Source organism: Tenacibaculum sp. TB-56 (genome assembly GCF_059716275.2).
The window spans coordinates 132,479-152,998 of record NZ_CM201367.1 but is presented as its reverse complement, the minus strand read 5'-3'; the positions used below and the strand labels follow the sequence as shown (position 1 = coordinate 152,998).

Sequence of the window (20,520 nt, the reverse complement as noted above, 5' to 3'; positions counted from 1 at the left end):
CGCTATTAAAATAGAAGTCCCCCACAAGAAAAAAAGTTGTAGAACAGCAACTTAAGTTTTTTTGTGTGTGATTTTTTTATGCCCACCTATTGTGTTGAAACGATTGCCTAAGCAAACAGCTTAGGTTTTAAAAATATATAATTGTTTGTTATAATAAACGAAAAATGAAAGAAAATTACATGTTACCTCTCAAATCTAAAAGAATTTTATTTTTAGTAACCTTCTTTTTGTGTTTAAGTTCTTTTGCGCAAGAAACCTATATTGATAGGTTTAATACAGTTAGTTACAATAATAATGATGGTACACAAAGTTTTTATTCTGATTGGGAAGAAGCTAGTGATCCTTATTGGCCTAGGGAAGAACCTGAAAATTCAGGAAAAATACAAGTGTTAAGTGATGGTAGATTACGTTTCCAAGATTTAGATTATGCTGAATTATCTAGAAGTTTGAACCTAAGTGGGGTGAGTGATACAGATGTTGTGACCTTGTCTTTTGATTATGATGCAAGGAGTAGAGGGAATGAGAGTTTAAGTGTTGTGATGTATAATAATTTAACAGGAAGTTACGATGTTATAACAACAATAAATAGTAGTGTAAATAGTAGCTTTAGTATTGTTTTAGCCTCACAATATATTTTTAATAATTCGATTGTGGGGTTTATAAGTGGTAGTGGTAATTGGAATGATGACGAAATAATTTATATAGATAATGTTACATTTACTATTACAAACACTTGTACAGACACTTCTGGAGTTGATACTGATGGAGATGGCGTCAATGATATTTGTGATTTAGATGATGATAATGATGGTATTTTAGATATTAATGAGCTAGGTGTTTGTACGACTAATAACTCAACGTTAAATTGGGATAATGAATATGTAGAAGGAGGGGGTAGTAATACAGATGGTGAAGATCCTGTTGTAACGAATCCTAACTTAGTAATAGATGGCACACCAATTAAATTGAGTAGAGACGGAGGAGGGCTTTCTACTCAGCAATATAGAGTAAATGATTTTTATACAACAGCTTCATCATATACGCTATATCAAAAGGCCCAGAATAACGGAGCTTCAAGACATGTTTTTGAGTTTGGAGAGCCTGTTTATAATTTAGGTTTTACTATATATGATGTTGATAGGGGTTCTAGTAATTCAAGCTTTATAGATGAGTTGGAGTTAATTGTAACCAAAGCAGATGGTACTTTGCATACATTAAGTAGTTCTGAATATACTTTAAATAATCAAACCGTTTCTGGAAATTCATTTATAGGAACAGCAGCTAGTAGTGACAGAGATGTAGTTATTAATGGTATTGAGGCTTGGGTAACAAAAGTTGAAATTGTTTATAAAAACTTAACAACTTCACCAAGATCTACTCAATACCAAGGAACAGCTATTGGTAATATGACGTTTTGCAATACGCAATTAGATTCCGACAATGATGGAACACCAGATTACTTAGATACTGATTCAGATAACGATGGATGCCCTGATGCTTTAGAAGGAAATAATACAAACTTAACATTATCTGACATTAATGGAGAGGGTAGGTTAACAAGTGGAGTAAACAGTACGACAGGAGTACCTACAATTGTAGGCACTGGGCAAACAGATGTTAGTTCAACTAATGCAAGTGTAACTGGAGGACAGTGTGATGATGATGATGATGGGGTTCCAAATGTTTCTGATAAATGTGATGGTTTTGATGATAATATAGACACTGATGGTGATGGTGTACCTAATGGTTGCGATTTAGACGATGATAATGATGGTATTTTAGATACGGAGGAAAATAATTGTACAGGAACTATCAGTTATGAGTTTTATAATTCCTATCCATTATCACATACAGTAGACGATATACCAACTACAGGGGCTTTAGCAACAGGAACAAGTACTAATTTTAATGTAGATCAACTGTGGGCGCTACATACCCCAGGTGATCATGAAACATTTAGTGTTAGATACAAAGGGTTGTTAAGAATAGATACAGATGGGGCTTATACGTTCTATACAACATCTGATGATGGATCTAAACTGTTTATAAATGGTATAGAAGTCGTTGACAACGACGGATCACATCCAAGTCGAACACGAAATGGTCAAATAACTCTTAAATCAGGAGTCCATGAACTCGAAGTGTTATTTTATGAAAGAACAGGAGAAGAAAGTTTATCTGTAGAGTATGAAGGCCCATCCATATCAAGAAGAAACTTACCATTCTCTAGATTAAGCTGTCTGTTAGATTCCGACAATGACGGTACACCAAATTATTTGGATACAGATTCGGATAATGATGGTTGTTTTGATGCTTTAGAAGGAAATAATACAAACTTAACATTATCTGACATTAATGGAGAGGGTAGGTTAACAAGTGGAGTAAACAGTACGACAGGAGTACCTACAATTGTAGGCACTGGGCAAACAGATGTTAGTTCAACTAATGCAAGTGTAACTGGAGGACAGTGTGATGATGATGATGATGGGGTTCCAAATGTTTCTGATAAATGTAATGGTTTTGATGATAATATAGACACTGATGGTGATGGTGTACCTAATGGTTGCGATTTAGACGATGATAATGATGGTATTTTAGACACGGAGGAAAATAATTGTACAGGAACTATCAGTTATGAGTTTTATGATTCCTATCCATTATCAGATACAGTAGACGATATACCAACTACAGGGGCTTTAGCAACAGGAACACGTACTAATTTTAATGTAGATCAACTGTGGGCGCTACATACCCCAGGGGATGATGAAACATTTAGTGTTAGATACAAAGGGTTGTTAAGAATAGATACAGATGGGGCTTATACGTTCTATACAACATCTGATGATGGGTCTAAACTGTTTATAAATGGTATAGAAGTCGTTGACAATGACGGACCACATGGAAGTCAAACACGAAGTGGTCAAATAACTCTTAAATCAGGAGTCCATGAACTCGAAGTGTTATTTTATGAAAGAACAGGAGCAGAAAATTTATTTGTAGAATATGAAGGCCCATCCATATCAAGAAGAAACTTACCATTCTCTAGATTAAGCTGTCTGTTAGATTCCGACAATGATGGAATTCCGAATCATTTAGATTTAGATAGTGATAATGATGGTTGTCCTGATGCTATTGAAGCAAGTGAAAATGTTTCTTCTGGTCAGTTAGACGGAAATGGAAGAATAGATATAGCAGCTCAAGGAAGCATCGATAGTAATGGAGTTCCTAACCTAGTAAATGATTCTGGAGCAGCAGATATAGGAGATGATCAAGGACAAGAAACCACAGGTAATGAAATAGTTGCTACTCAAATACAAATGGACACACAACCAAGTGATAGCACTATATGTTTAGGGAGCAATGTTACTTTTACAGCCGCAGCAAGCTCTTTAAGCACAACTACTTATACAGGGAGTGCTCCATCTACTACGCCTGATTACAGTGGTAGCACAAGTACTACAACAGGGTTAGTATATCAATGGCAAGAACAAATTGCAGGTGCTGGAGCTTGGAATAATATTTCTAATGGAGGAATATACAGCAATGCAACTACCCCTGCATTAACCTTAACAAATCCACCAATAACAGTTTCCACTAATAAATACAGGTTAATAGTAACAAGTACACTTAACACCTGTCAGTCTTTAACTTCAAATGAAGTATCTCTTACCATAGATCTTACTTCTGTCGGTGGAAGCATTGCAGGAAGTACCAATGTGTGTACGGGAACGAATTCTACAACACTTACACTAAGTGGATATACAGGAAATATCATTCGTTGGGAAAGTTCTACCGATAACTTTGCGACTGATACCGATATCGCCAATACTACCACGACCTTAACAGCTACCAACCTTACCACCACCACGCAATACCGTGCGGTCGTACAAAGTGGTGCCTGTGCAGAAGCGACTTCTGCTACAGCAACCATTACTGTAGGAGGAGTAGTTAACTTAACTATAGGTAATATTACGGCAGACAACATTGTGAATGCCTCAGAAGCAGGAAGCACTATTCCAGTAACTGGAACTGTAGGCGGTGACTTTAACACAGGAGACACGGTAACTTTAGTAATCAACGGGAACACTTATACCGGAACAGTAGACGCTAGTGGCAACTACAGTATAAATGTCCCAGGCTCAGAGTTAGCTTCGGACGGTGATACTACTGTAGATGGAAGCTTCCTATCGGCTACATCTTGCTCTACTACTACAAGTCATGTCTACATAGTTGACATAACAGCCCCAACAGTACCAACAGTAAACAGTCAAGTTACTAACGATACTACACCAGTAATCACAGGAACAGCAGACAGTTCAGATACGATTGAGGTAACAGTAAATGGAGAAACATATACAGAAGGAGACGGCAACTTAGTAGACAATGGTGATGGAACATGGACATTAAACATACCAGCCGGAAACGAGATTGCAGAAGGAACATATGATGTATCAGTAACCGCTACGGATGCAGCAGGAAATACAAGTTCAGATGCAACGACCGATGAATTAGTAATTGATACTACTGCACCAACAGTACCAACAGTAAACAGTCAAGTTACTAACGATACTACACCAGTAATCACAGGAACAGCAGACAGTTCAGATACGATTGAGGTAACAGTAAATGGAGAAACATATACAGAAGGAGACGGCAACTTAGTAGACAATGGCGATGGAACATGGACATTAAACATACCAGCCGGAAACGAGATTGCAGAAGGAACATATGATGTATCAGTAACCGCTACGGATGCAGCAGGAAATACAAGTTCAGATGCAACGACCGATGAATTAGTAATTGATACTACTGCACCAACAGTACCAACAGTAAACAGTCAAGTTACTAACGATACTACACCAGTAATCACAGGAACAGCAGACAGTTCAGATACGATTGAGGTAACAGTAAATGGAGAAACATATACAGAAGGAGACGGCAACTTAGTAGACAATGGTGATGGAACATGGACATTAAACATACCAGCCGGAAACGAGATTGCAGAAGGAACATATGATGTATCAGTAACCGCTACGGATGCAGCAGGAAATACAAGTTCAGATGCAACGACCGATGAATTAGTAATTGATACTACTGCACCAACAGTACCAACAGTAAACAGTCAAGTTACTAACGATACTACACCAGTAATCACAGGAACAGCAGACAGTTCAGATACGATTGAGGTAACAGTAAATGGAGAAACATATACAGAAGGAGACGGCAACTTAGTAGACAATGGCGATGGAACATGGACATTAAACATACCAGCCGGAAACGAGATTGCAGAAGGAACATATGATGTATCAGTAACCGCTACGGATGCAGCAGGAAATACAAGTTCAGATGCAACGACCGATGAATTAGTAATTGATACTACTGCACCAACAGTACCAACAGTAAACAGTCAAGTTACTAACGATACTACACCAGTAATCACAGGAACAGCAGACAGTTCAGATACGATTGAGGTAACAGTAAATGGAGAAACATATACAGAAGGAGACGGCAACTTAGTAGACAATGGTGATGGAACATGGACATTAAACATACCAGCCGGAAACGAGATTGCAGAAGGAACATATGATGTATCAGTAACCGCTACGGATGCAGCAGGAAATACAAGTTCAGATGCAACGACCGATGAATTAGTAATTGATACTACTGCACCAACAGTACCAACAGTAAACAGTCAAGTTACTAACGATACTACACCAGTAATCACAGGAACAGCAGACAGTTCAGATACGATTGAGGTAACAGTAAATGGAGAAACATATACAGAAGGAGACGGCAACTTAGTAGACAATGGCGATGGAACATGGACATTAAACATACCAGCCGGAAACGAGATTGCAGAAGGAACATATGATGTATCAGTAACCGCTACGGATGCAGCAGGAAATACAAGTTCAGATGCAACGACCGATGAATTAGTAATTGATACTACTGCACCAACAGTACCAACAGTAAACAGTCAAGTTACTAACGATACTACACCAGTAATCACAGGAACAGCAGACAGTTCAGATACGATTGAGGTAACAGTAAATGGAGAAACATATACCGAAGGCGACGGCAACTTAGTAGACAATGGTGATGGAACATGGACATTAAACATACCAGCCGGAAACGAGATTGCAGAAGGAACATATGATGTATCAGTAACCGCTACGGATGCAGCAGGAAATACAAGTTCAGATGCAACGACCGATGAATTAGTAATTGATACTACTGCACCAACAGTACCAACAGTAAACAGTCAAGTTACTAACGATACTACACCAGTAATCACAGGAACAGCAGACAGTTCAGATACGATTGAGGTAACAGTAAATGGAGAAACATATACAGAAGGAGACGGCAACTTAGTAGACAATGGCGATGGAACATGGACATTAAACATACCAGCCGGAAACGAGATTGCAGAAGGAACATATGATGTATCAGTAACCGCTACGGATGCAGCAGGAAATACAAGTTCAGATGCAACGACCGATGAATTAGTAATTGATACTACTGCACCAACAGTACCAACAGTAAACAGTCAAGTTACTAACGATACTACACCAGTAATCACAGGAACAGCAGACAGTTCAGATACGATTGAGGTAACAGTAAATGGAGAAACATATACCGAAGGCGACGGCAACTTAGTAGACAATGGTGATGGAACATGGACATTAAACATACCAGCCGGAAACGAGATTGCAGAAGGAACGTATGATGTAAGTGTAGAAGCAACCGATGCAGGAGGAAACACCAGTTCAGATGCAACGACCGATGAATTAGTAATTGATACTACTGCACCAACAGTACCAACAGTAAACAGTCAAGTTACTAACGATACTACACCAGTAATCACAGGAACAGCAGACAGTTCAGATACGATTGAGGTAACAGTAAATGGAGAAACATATACAGAAGGCGACGGCAACTTAGTAGACAATGGCGATGGAACATGGACATTAAACATTCCAGCCGGAAACGAGATTGCAGAAGGAACGTATGATGTAAGTGTAGAAGCAACCGATGCAGGAGGAAACACCAGTTCAGATGCAACGACCGATGAATTAGTAATTGATACTACTGCCCCAACAGTACCAACAGTAAACAGTCAAGTTACTAACGATACTACACCAGTAATCACAGGAACAGCAGACAGTTCAGATACGATTGAGGTAACAGTAAATGGAGAAACATATACAGAAGGCGACGGCAACTTAGTAGACAATGGCGATGGAACATGGACATTAAACATACCAGCCGGAAACGAGATTGCAGAAGGAACATATGATGTATCAGTAACCGCTACGGATGCAGCAGGAAATACAAGTTCAGATGCAACGACCGATGAATTAGTAATTGATACTACTGCCCCAACAGTACCAACAGTAAACAGTCAAGTTACTAACGATACTACACCAGTAATCACAGGAACAGCAGACAGTTCAGATACGATTGAGGTAACAGTAAATGGAGAAACATATACAGAAGGAGACGGCAACTTAGTAGACAATGGCGATGGAACATGGACATTAAACATACCAGCCGGAAACGAGATTGCAGAAGGAACATATGATGTATCAGTAACCGCTACGGATGCAGCAGGAAATACAAGTTCAGATGCAACGACCGATGAATTAGTAATTGATACTACTGCCCCAACAGTACCAACAGTAAACAGTCAAGTTACTAACGATACTACACCAGTAATCACAGGAACAGCAGACAGTTCAGATACGATTGAGGTAACAGTAAATGGAGAAACATATACAGAAGGAGACGGCAACTTAGTAGACAATGGCGATGGAACATGGACATTAAACATACCAGCCGGAAACGAGATTGCAGAAGGAACGTATGATGTAAGTGTAGAAGCAACCGATGCAGGAGGAAACACCAGTTCAGATGCAACGACCGATGAATTAGTAATTGATACTACTGCACCAACAGTACCAACAGTAAACAGTCAAGTTACTAACGATACTACACCAGTAATCACAGGAACAGCAGACAGTTCAGATACGATTGAGGTAACAGTAAATGGAGAAACATATACAGAAGGAGACGGCAACTTAGTAGACAATGGCGATGGAACATGGACATTAAACATACCAGCCGGAAACGAGATTGCAGAAGGAACGTATGATGTAAGTGTAGAAGCAACCGATGCAGGAGGAAACACCAGTTCAGATGCAACGACCGATGAATTAGTAATTGATACTACTGCACCAACAGTACCAACAGTAAACAGTCAAGTTACTAACGATACTACACCAGTAATCACAGGAACAGCAGACAGTTCAGATACGATTGAGGTAACAGTAAATGGAGAAACATATACAGAAGGAGACGGCAACTTAGTAGACAATGGCGATGGAACATGGACATTAAATATACCAGCCGGAAACGAGATTGCAGAAGGAACGTATGATGTAAGTGTAGAAGCAACCGATGCAGGAGGAAACACCAGTTCAGATGCAACGACCGATGAATTAGTAATTGATACTACTGCACCAACAGTACCAACAGTAAACAGTCAAGTTACTAACGATACTACACCAGTAATCACAGGAACAGCAGACAGTTCAGATACGATTGAGGTAACAGTAAATGGAGAAACATATACAGAAGGAGACGGCAACTTAGTAGACAATGGCGATGGAACATGGACATTAAACATACCAGCCGGAAACGAGATTGCAGAAGGAACATATGATGTATCAGTAACCGCTACGGATGCAGCAGGAAATACAAGTTCAGATGCAACGACCGATGAATTAGTAATTGATACTACTGCACCAACAGTACCAACAGTAAACAGTCAAGTTACTAACGATACTACACCAGTAATCACAGGAACAGCAGACAGTTCAGATACGATTGAGGTAACAGTAAATGGAGAAACATATACAGAAGGAGACGGCAACTTAGTAGACAATGGCGATGGAACATGGACATTAAACATACCAGCCGGAAACGAGATTGCAGAAGGAACATATGATGTATCAGTAACCGCTACGGATGCAGCAGGAAATACAAGTTCAGATGCAACGACCGATGAATTAGTAATTGATACTACTGCACCAACAGTACCAACAGTAAACAGTCAAGTTACTAACGATACTACACCAGTAATCACAGGAACAGCAGACAGTTCAGATACGATTGAGGTAACAGTAAATGGAGAAACATATACAGAAGGAGACGGCAACTTAGTAGACAATGGCGATGGAACATGGACATTAAACATACCAGCCGGAAACGAGATTGCAGAAGGAACGTATGATGTAAGTGTAGAAGCAACCGATGCAGGAGGAAACACCAGTTCAGATGCAACGACCGATGAATTAGTAATTGATACTACTGCACCAACAGTACCAACAGTAAACAGTCAAGTTACTAACGATACTACACCAGTAATCACAGGAACAGCAGACAGTTCAGATACGATTGAGGTAACAGTAAATGGAGAAACATATACAGAAGGAGACGGCAACTTAGTAGACAATGGCGATGGAACATGGACATTAAACATACCAGCCGGAAACGAGATTGCAGAAGGAACATATGATGTATCAGTAACCGCTACGGATGCAGGAGGAAACACCAGTTCAGATGCAACGACCGATGAATTAGTAATTGATACTACTGCCCCAACAGTACCAACAGTAAACAGTCAAGTTACTAACGATACTACACCAGTAATCACAGGAACAGCAGACAGTTCAGATACGATTGAGGTAACAGTAAATGGAGAAACATATACAGAAGGAGACGGCAACTTAGTAGACAATGGCGATGGAACATGGACATTAAACATACCAGCCGGAAACGAGATTGCAGAAGGAACGTATGATGTAAGTGTAGAAGCAACCGATGCAGGAGGAAACACCAGTTCAGATGCAACGACCGATGAATTAGTAATTGATACTACTGCACCAACAGTACCAACAGTAAACAGTCAAGTTACTAACGATACTACACCAGTAATCACAGGAACAGCAGACAGTTCAGATACGATTGAGGTAACAGTAAATGGAGAAACATATACAGAAGGAGACGGCAACTTAGTAGACAATGGCGATGGAACATGGACATTAAACATACCAGCCGGAAACGAGATTGCAGAAGGAACATATGATGTATCAGTAACCGCTACGGATGCAGCAGGAAATACAAGTTCAGATGCAACGACCGATGAATTAGTAATTGATACTACTGCACCAACAGTACCAACAGTAAACAGTCAAGTTACTAACGATACTACACCAGTAATCACAGGAACAGCAGACAGTTCAGATACGATTGAGGTAACAGTAAATGGAGAAACATATACAGAAGGAGACGGCAACTTAGTAGACAATGGCGATGGAACATGGACATTAAACATACCAGCCGGAAACGAGATTGCAGAAGGAACATATGATGTATCAGTAACCGCTACGGATGCAGCAGGAAATACAAGTTCAGATGCAACGACCGATGAATTAGTAATTGATACTACTGCACCAACAGTACCAACAGTAAACAGTCAAGTTACTAACGATACTACACCAGTAATCACAGGAACAGCAGACAGTTCAGATACGATTGAGGTAACAGTAAATGGAGAAACATATACAGAAGGAGACGGCAACTTAGTAGACAATGGCGATGGAACATGGACATTAAACATACCAGCCGGAAACGAGATTGCAGAAGGAACGTATGATGTAAGTGTAGAAGCAACCGATGCAGCAGGAAATACAAGTTCAGATGCAACGACCGATGAATTAGTAATTGATACTACTGCACCAACAGTACCAACAGTAAACAGTCAAGTTACTAACGATACTACACCAGTAATCACAGGAACAGCAGACAGTTCAGATACGATTGAGGTAACAGTAAATGGAGAAACATATACAGAAGGCGACGGCAACTTAGTAGACAATGGCGATGGAACATGGACATTAAACATACCAGCCGGAAACGAGATTGCAGAAGGAACATATGATGTATCAGTAACCGCTACGGATGCAGCAGGAAATACAAGTTCAGATGCAACGACCGATGAATTAGTAATTGATACTACTGCCCCAACAGTACCAACAGTAAACAGTCAAGTTACTAACGATACTACACCAGTAATCACAGGAACAGCAGACAGTTCAGATACGATTGAGGTAACAGTAAATGGAGAAACATATACAGAAGGAGACGGCAACTTAGTAGACAATGGCGATGGAACATGGACATTAAACATACCAGCCGGAAACGAGATTGCAGAAGGAACGTATGATGTAAGTGTAGAAGCAACCGATGCAGCAGGAAACACCAGTTCAGATGTAACGACCGATGAATTAGTAATTGATACTACTGCCCCAACAGTACCAACAGTAAACAGTCAAGTTACTAACGATACTACACCAGTAATCACAGGAACAGCAGACAGTTCAGATACGATTGAGGTAACAGTAAATGGAGAAACATATACCGAAGGAGACGGCAACTTAGTAGACAATGGCGATGGAACATGGACATTAAACATACCAGCCGGAAACGAGATTGCAGAAGGAACATATGATGTATCAGTAACCGCTACGGATGCAGCAGGAAATACAAGTTCAGATGCAACGACCGATGAATTAGTAATTGATACTACTGCCCCAACAGTACCAACAGTAAACAGTCAAGTTACTAACGATACTACACCAGTAATCACAGGAACAGCAGACAGTTCAGATACGATTGAGGTAACAGTAAATGGAGAAACATATACCGAAGGAGACGGCAACTTAGTAGACAATGGCGATGGAACATGGACATTAAACATACCAGCCGGAAACGAGATTGCAGAAGGAACATATGATGTATCAGTAACCGCTACGGATGCAGCAGGAAATACAAGTTCAGATGCAACGACCGATGAATTAGTAATTGATACTACTGCACCAACAGTACCAACAGTAAACAGTCAAGTTACTAACGATACTACACCAGTAATCACAGGAACAGCAGACAGTTCAGATACGATTGAGGTAACAGTAAATGGAGAAACATATACAGAAGGAGACGGCAACTTAGTAGACAATGGCGATGGAACATGGACATTAAACATACCAGCCGGAAACGAGATTGCAGAAGGAACGTATGATGTAAGTGTAGAAGCAACCGATGCAGGAGGAAACACCAGTTCAGATGTAACTACAGATGAATTAGTAATTGATACTACTGCACCAACAGTACCAACAGTAAACAGTCAAGTTACTAACGATACTACACCAGTAATCACAGGAACAGCAGACAGTTCAGATACGATTGAGGTAACAGTAAATGGAGAAACATATACAGAAGGAGACGGCAACTTAGTAGACAATGGCGATGGAACATGGACATTAAACATACCAGCCGGAAACGAGATTGCAGAAGGAACATATGATGTATCAGTAACCGCTACGGATGCAGCAGGAAATACAAGTTCAGATGCAACGACCGATGAATTAGTAATTGATACCACTGCACCAACAGTACCAACAGTAAACAGTCAAGTTACTAACGATACTACACCAGTAATCACAGGAACAGCAGACAGTTCAGATACGATTGAGGTAACAGTAAATGGAGAAACATATACCGAAGGAGACGGCAACTTAGTAGACAATGGCGATGGAACATGGACATTAAACATTCCAGCCGGAAACGAGATTGCAGAAGGAACATATGATGTATCAGTAACCGCTACGGATGCAGGAGGAAACACCAGTTCAGATGTAACTACAGATGAATTAGTAATTGATACTACTGCCCCAACAGTACCAACAGTAAACAGTCAAGTTACTAACGATACTACACCAGTAATCACAGGAACAGCAGACAGTTCAGATACGATTGAGGTAACAGTAAATGGAGAAACATATACAGAAGGAGACGGCAACTTAGTAGACAATGGCGATGGAACATGGACATTAAACATACCAGCCGGAAACGAGATTGCAGAAGGAACGTATAATGTAAGTGTAGAAGCAACCGATGCAGCAGGAAATACAAGTTCAGATGCAACGACCGATGAATTAGTAATTGATACTACTGCACCAACAGTACCAACAGTAAACAGTCAAGTTACTAACGATACTACACCAGTAATCACAGGAACAGCAGACAGTTCAGATACGATTGAGGTAACAGTAAATGGAGAAACATATACAGAAGGAGACGGCAACTTAGTAGACAATGGCGATGGAACATGGACATTAAACATACCAGCCGGAAACGAGATTGCAGAAGGAACATATGATGTATCAGTAACCGCTACGGATGCAGGAGGAAACACCAGTTCAGATGCAACGACCGATGAATTAGTAATTGATACTACTGCCCCAACAGTACCAACAGTAAACAGTCAAGTTACTAACGATACTACACCAGTAATCACAGGAACAGCAGACAGTTCAGATACGATTGAGGTAACAGTAAATGGAGAAACATATACAGAAGGAGACGGCAACTTAGTAGACAATGGCGATGGAACATGGACATTAAACATACCAGCCGGAAACGAGATTGCAGAAGGAACGTATGATGTAAGTGTAGAAGCAACCGATGCAGCAGGAAACACCAGTTCAGATGTAACGACCGATGAATTAGTAATTGATACTACTGCCCCAACAGTACCAACAGTAAACAGTCAAGTTACTAACGATACTACACCAGTAATCACAGGAACAGCAGACAGTTCAGATACGATTGAGGTAACAGTAAATGGAGAAACATATACCGAAGGCGACGGCAACTTAGTAGACAATGGCGATGGAACATGGACATTAAACATACCAGCCGGAAACGAGATTGCAGAAGGAACGTATAATGTAAGTGTAGAAGCAACCGATGCAGCAGGAAATACAAGTTCAGATGCAACGACCGATGAATTAGTAATTGATACTACTGCACCAACAGTACCAACAGTAAACAGTCAAGTTACTAACGATACTACACCAGTAATCACAGGAACAGCAGACAGTTCAGATACGATTGAGGTAACAGTAAATGGAGAAACATATACAGAAGGAGACGGCAACTTAGTAGACAATGGCGATGGAACATGGACATTAAACATTCCAGCCGGAAACGAGATTGCAGAAGGAACATATGATGTATCAGTAACCGCTACGGATGCAGGAGGAAACACCAGTTCAGATGTAACTACAGATGAATTAGTAATTGATACTACTGCACCAACAGTACCAACAGTAAACAGTCAAGTTACTAACGATACTACACCAGTAATCACAGGAACAGCAGACAGTTCAGATACGATTGAGGTAACAGTAAATGGAGAAACATATACAGAAGGAGACGGCAACTTAGTAGACAATGGCGATGGAACATGGACATTAAACATACCAGCCGGAAACGAGATTGCAGAAGGAACATATGATGTATCAGTAACCGCTACGGATGCAGCAGGAAATACAAGTTCAGATGCAACGACCGATGAATTAGTAATTGATACTACTGCCCCAACAGTACCAACAGTAAACAGTCAAGTTACTAACGATACTACACCAGTAATCACAGGAACAGCAGACAGTTCAGATACGATTGAGGTAACAGTAAATGGAGAAACATATACAGAAGGAGACGGCAACTTAGTAGACAATGGCGATGGAACATGGACATTAAACATACCAGCCGGAAACGAGATTGCAGAAGGAACATATGATGTATCAGTAACCGCTACGGATGCAGCAGGAAATACAAGTTCAGATGCAACGACCGATGAATTAGTAATTGATACTACTGCACCAACAGTACCAACAGTAAACAGTCAAGTTACTAACGATACTACACCAGTAATCACAGGAACAGCAGACAGTTCAGATACGATTGAGGTAACAGTAAATGGAGAAACATATACAGAAGGAGACGGCAACTTAGTAGACAATGGCGATGGAACATGGACATTAAACATACCAGCCGGAAACGAGATTGCAGAAGGAACGTATGATGTAAGTGTAGAAGCAACCGATGCAGGAGGAAACACCAGTTCAGATGTAACTACAGATGAATTAGTAATTGATACTACTGCACCAACAGTACCAACAGTAAACAGTCAAGTTACTAACGATACTACACCAGTAATCACAGGAACAGCAGACAGTTCAGATACGATTGAGGTAACAGTAAATGGAGAAACATATACCGAAGGAGACGGCAACTTAGTAGACAATGGCGATGGAACATGGACATTAAACATACCAGCCGGAAACGAGATTGCAGAAGGAACATATGATGTATCAGTAACCGCTACGGATGCAGCAGGAAATACAAGTTCAGATGCAACGACCGATGAATTAGTAATTGATACCACTGCACCAACAGTACCAACAGTAAACAGTCAAGTTACTAACGATACTACACCAGTAATCACAGGAACAGCAGACAGTTCAGATACGATTGAGGTAACAGTAAATGGAGAAACATATACAGAAGGAGACGGCAACTTAGTAGACAATGGCGATGGAACATGGACATTAAACATACCAGCCGGAAACGAGATTGCAGAAGGAACGTATGATGTAAGTGTAGAAGCAACCGATGCAGGAGGAAACACCAGTTCAGATGCAACTACAGATGAATTAGTAATTGATACTACTGCACCAACAGTACCAACAGTAAACAGTCAAGTTACTAACGATACTACACCAGTAATCACAGGAACAGCAGACAGTTCAGATACGATTGAGGTAACAGTAAATGGAGAAACATATACAGAAGGAGACGGCAACTTAGTAGACAATGGCGATGGAACATGGACATTAAACATACCAGCCGGAAACGAGATTGCAGAAGGAACATATGATGTATCAGTAACCGCTACGGATGCAGCAGGAAATACAAGTTCAGATGCAACGACCGATGAATTAGTAATTGATACCACTGCACCAACAGTACCAACAGTAAACAGTCAAGTTACTAACGATACTACACCAGTAATCACAGGAACAGCAGACAGTTCAGATACGATTGAGGTAACAGTAAATGGAGAAACATATACCGAAGGAGACGGCAACTTAGTAGACAATGGCGATGGAACATGGACATTAAACATTCCAGCCGGAAACGAGATTGCAGAAGGAACATATGATGTATCAGTAACCGCTACGGATGCAGCAGGAAATACAAGTTCAGATGCAACGACCGATGAATTAGTAATTGATACTACTGCCCCAACAGTACCAACAGTAAACAGTCAAGTTACTAACGATACTACACCAGTAATCACAGGAACAGCAGACAGTTCAGATACGATTGAGGTAACAGTAAATGGAGAAACATATACCGAAGGAGACGGCAACTTAGTAGACAATGGTGATGGAACATGGACATTAAACATACCAGCCGGAAACGAGATTGCAGAAGGAACATATGATGTATCAGTAACCGCTACGGATGCAGGAGGAAACACCAGTTCAGATGTAACTACAGATGAATTAGTAATTGATACTACTGCACCAACAGTACCAACAGTAAACAGTCAAGTTACTAACGATACTACACCAGTAATCACAGGAACAGCAGACAGTTCAGATACGATTGAGGTAACAGTAAATGGAGAAACATATACCGAAGGAGACGGCAACTTAGTAGACAATGGCGATGGAACATGGACATTAAACATACCAGCCGGAAACGAGATTGCAGAAGGAACGTATGATGTATCAGTAACCGCTACGGATGCAGGAGGAAACACCAGTTCAGATGTAACTACAGATGAATTAGTAATTGATACTACTGCACCAACAGTACCAACAGTAAACAGTCAAGTTACTAACGATACTACACCAGTAATCACAGGAACAGCAGACAGTTCAGATACGATTGAGGTAACAGTAAATGGAGAAACATATACCGAAGGAGACGGCAACTTAGTAGACAATGGCGATGGAACATGGACATTAAACATACCAGCCGGAAACGAGATTGCAGAAGGAACGTATGATGTAAGTGTAGAAGCAACCGATGCAGCAGGAAATACAAGTTCAGATGCAACGACCGATGAATTAGTAATTGATACTACTGCCCCAACAGTACCAACAGTAAACAGTCAAGTTACTAACGATACTACACCAGTAATCACAGGAACAGCAGACAGTTCAGATACGATTGAGGTAACAGTAAATGGAGAAACATATACAGAAGGAGACGGCAACTTAGTAGACAATGGCGATGGAACATGGACATTAAACATACCAGCCGGAAACGAGATTGCAGAAGGAACATATGATGTATCAGTAACCGCTACGGATGCAGCAGGAAATACAAGTTCAGATGCAACGACCGATGAATTAGTAATTGATACTACTGCCCCAACAGTACCAACAGTAAACAGTCAAGTTACTAACGATACTACACCAGTAATCACAGGAACAGCAGACAGTTCAGATACGATTGAGGTAACAGTAAATGGAGAAACATATACCGAAGGCGACGGCAACTTAGTAGACAATGGCGATGGAACATGGACATTAAACATACCAGCCGGAAACGAGATTGCAGAAGGAACGTATGATGTAAGTGTAGAAGCAACCGATGCAGGAGGAAACACCAGTTCAGATGCAACTACAGATGAATTAGTAATTGATACTACTGCCCCAACAGTACCAACAGTAAACAGTCAAGTTACTAACGATACTACACCAGTAATCACAGGAACAGCAGACAGTTCAGATACGATTGAGGTAACAGTAAATGGAGAAACATATACCGAAGGAGACGGCAACTTAGTAGACAATGGCGATGGAACATGGACATTAAACATACCAGCCGGAAACGAGATTGCAGAAGGAACATATGATGTATCAGTAACCGCTACGGATGCAGCAGGAAATACAAGTTCAGATGCAACGACCGATGAATTAGTAATTGATACTACTGCCCCAACAGTACCAACAGTAAACAGTCAAGTTACTAACGATACTACACCAGTAATCACAGGAACAGCAGACAGTTCAGATACGATTGAGGTAACAGTAAATGGAGAAACATATACAGAAGGAGACGGCAACTTAGTAGACAATGGCGATGGAACATGGACATTAAACATACCAGCCGGAAACGAGATTGCAGAAGGAACATATGATGTATCAGTAACCGCTACGGATGCAGCAGGAAATACAAGTTCAGATGCAACGACCGATGAATTAGTAATTGATACTACTGCACCAACAGTACCAACAGTAAACAGTCAAGTTACTAACGATACTACACCAGTAATCACAGGAACAGCAGACAGTTCAGATACGATTGAGGTAACAGTAAATGGAGAAACATATACAGAAGGAGACGGCAACTTAGTAGACAATGGCGATGGAACATGGACATTAAACATACCAGCCGGAAACGAGATTGCAGAAGGAACGTATGATGTAAGTGTAGAAGCAACCGATGCAGGAGGAAACACCAGTTCAGATGTAACTACAGATGAATTAGTAATTGATACTACTGCACCAACAGTACCAACAGTAAACAGTCAAGTTACTAACGATACTACACCAGTAATCACAGGAACAGCAGACAGTTCAGATACGATTGAGGTAACAGTAAATGGAGAAACATATACAGAAGGAGACGGCAACTTAGTAGACAATGGCGATGGAACATGGACATTAAACATACCAGCCGGAAACGAGATTGCAGAAGGAACATATGATGTATCAGTAACCGCTACGGATGCAGCAGGAAATACAAGTTCAGATGCAACGACCGATGAATTAGTAATTGATACCACTGCACCAACAGTACCAACAGTAAACAGTCAAGTTACTAACGATACTACACCAGTAATCACAGGAACAGCAGACAGTTCAGATACGATTGAGGTAACAGTAAATGGAGAAACATATACCGAAGGAGACGGCAACTTAGTAGACAATGGCGATGGAACATGGACATTAAACATTCCAGCCGGAAACGAGATTGCAGAAGGAACATATGATGTATCAGTAACCGCTACGGATGCAGGAGGAAACACCAGTTCAGATGTAACTACAGATGAATTAGTAATTGATACTACTGCACCAGTTTTAACAATAACTATAGATTATATTACAGCAGATAATGTATTAAATGCAGCTGAAGCAGGAATAACCATCGCAGTAACCGGAACAGTAGGCGGAGATTTCAATACCGGCGACACGGTAACATTAGAGATCAATGGAAACACTTATACAGGAACAGTAGACGCTGCAGGAGACTACAGCATAGATGTTCCAGGTTCAGACTTAGCAGCCGATGCAGACACGACTGTAGAAGCAAGTGTAATTTCAATTGATAATCATGGGAATAGAGGATCTGCTTCGAATACTCGTAAATACTATTTACAAGACACGGATAATGATGGCATATCAGATGTTGTAGATGTAGACGATGATAATGATGGCATTCCTGATGTAGACGAAGGAGATGGTTCGGTAGATACTGATGGTGATGGAATTCCAGATTCATTAGACCTAGATTCTGATAATGATGGTATTAATGATGTAATAGAAGGAGGAAATGGAGACTTAGATACGAATGGTGATGGTTATATCGATGCTCAAGACTCTGGATATTCAGATACTAACGGAGACGGACAAGCAGATGCTTCAGTAGATAATAATGAAGAGCCAGATACAGATGGCGATGGAGTTCCAGATTATCAAGATTTAGATAGTGATAATGACGGAATCAATGATGTAATTGAAGGAGGAAATGAAGAGTTTGACACTAACGGAGATGGTGTTATAAATACAGAAGATACTGGAGGTTTAGATTCTGATGGAGATGGAATTTCTGATAGCGTTGACGGTGATACTACCAGGTTTGGTGAAGGTAATGGAGGAGATGAAGGAACTATTGATTCGGATGGAGATACTATTCCTGACTATCAAGATTTAGATAGTGACAATGATGGAGTGAATGATGTTGTTGAAGGAGGAAATCCAGATACAGATGGAGATGGTCAAGTTGATAATCCTCATGACGATTCTGATAATGACGGTATAGCAGACAGTGTTGATGATTTAGATGGTTTTGGTGATGCTGATAATCCAGATTATAACTCTAATCCTACAGACCCTAATGATGGAGGAAATGGAGTAGTAGATGGAGATGATTCTGATGGAGATGGAATACCAGATCCTGTAGATGGTCTTGAAGGATTTGGAGATGCAATCAATGAGGATACTTGTGTAAAGGTAAATAACTTGATGAGTCCAAACGGAGATGCAGCAAACAGTTATTTACATATCGATTGTATTGAAAATTTCCCAAGAAACACTATCGAAATATTCAACAGATGGGGTAATACGGTGTACAAAGCACAAGGTTATAATAACAGTAATGTTGTCTTTAGAGGAATCTCAGAAGGACGTGTTAACATAAATGTAAATGATAAATTGCCAGTTGGAACTTACTTCTATATCTTAGACCTTGGAAACGGAAGTAAAGTTAAAAAAGGTTGGATTTATATAAATAGATAGCATGAATATGTTA

At 40.3% G+C, this 20,520-nt stretch carries 1 protein-coding gene; it reads left to right on the top strand.

Annotated elements, in window-relative coordinates; all coding sequences use genetic code 11:
• Window positions 1-164: 164 nt before the first annotated feature.
• Window positions 165-20,507: an Ig-like domain-containing protein gene (locus AC3VI6_RS00650; RefSeq protein ID WP_497704791.1), complete on the top strand. Its 20,343-nt coding sequence runs from the start codon at window positions 165-167 to the stop codon at window positions 20,505-20,507.
• Window positions 20,508-20,520 lie beyond the last annotated feature (13 nt).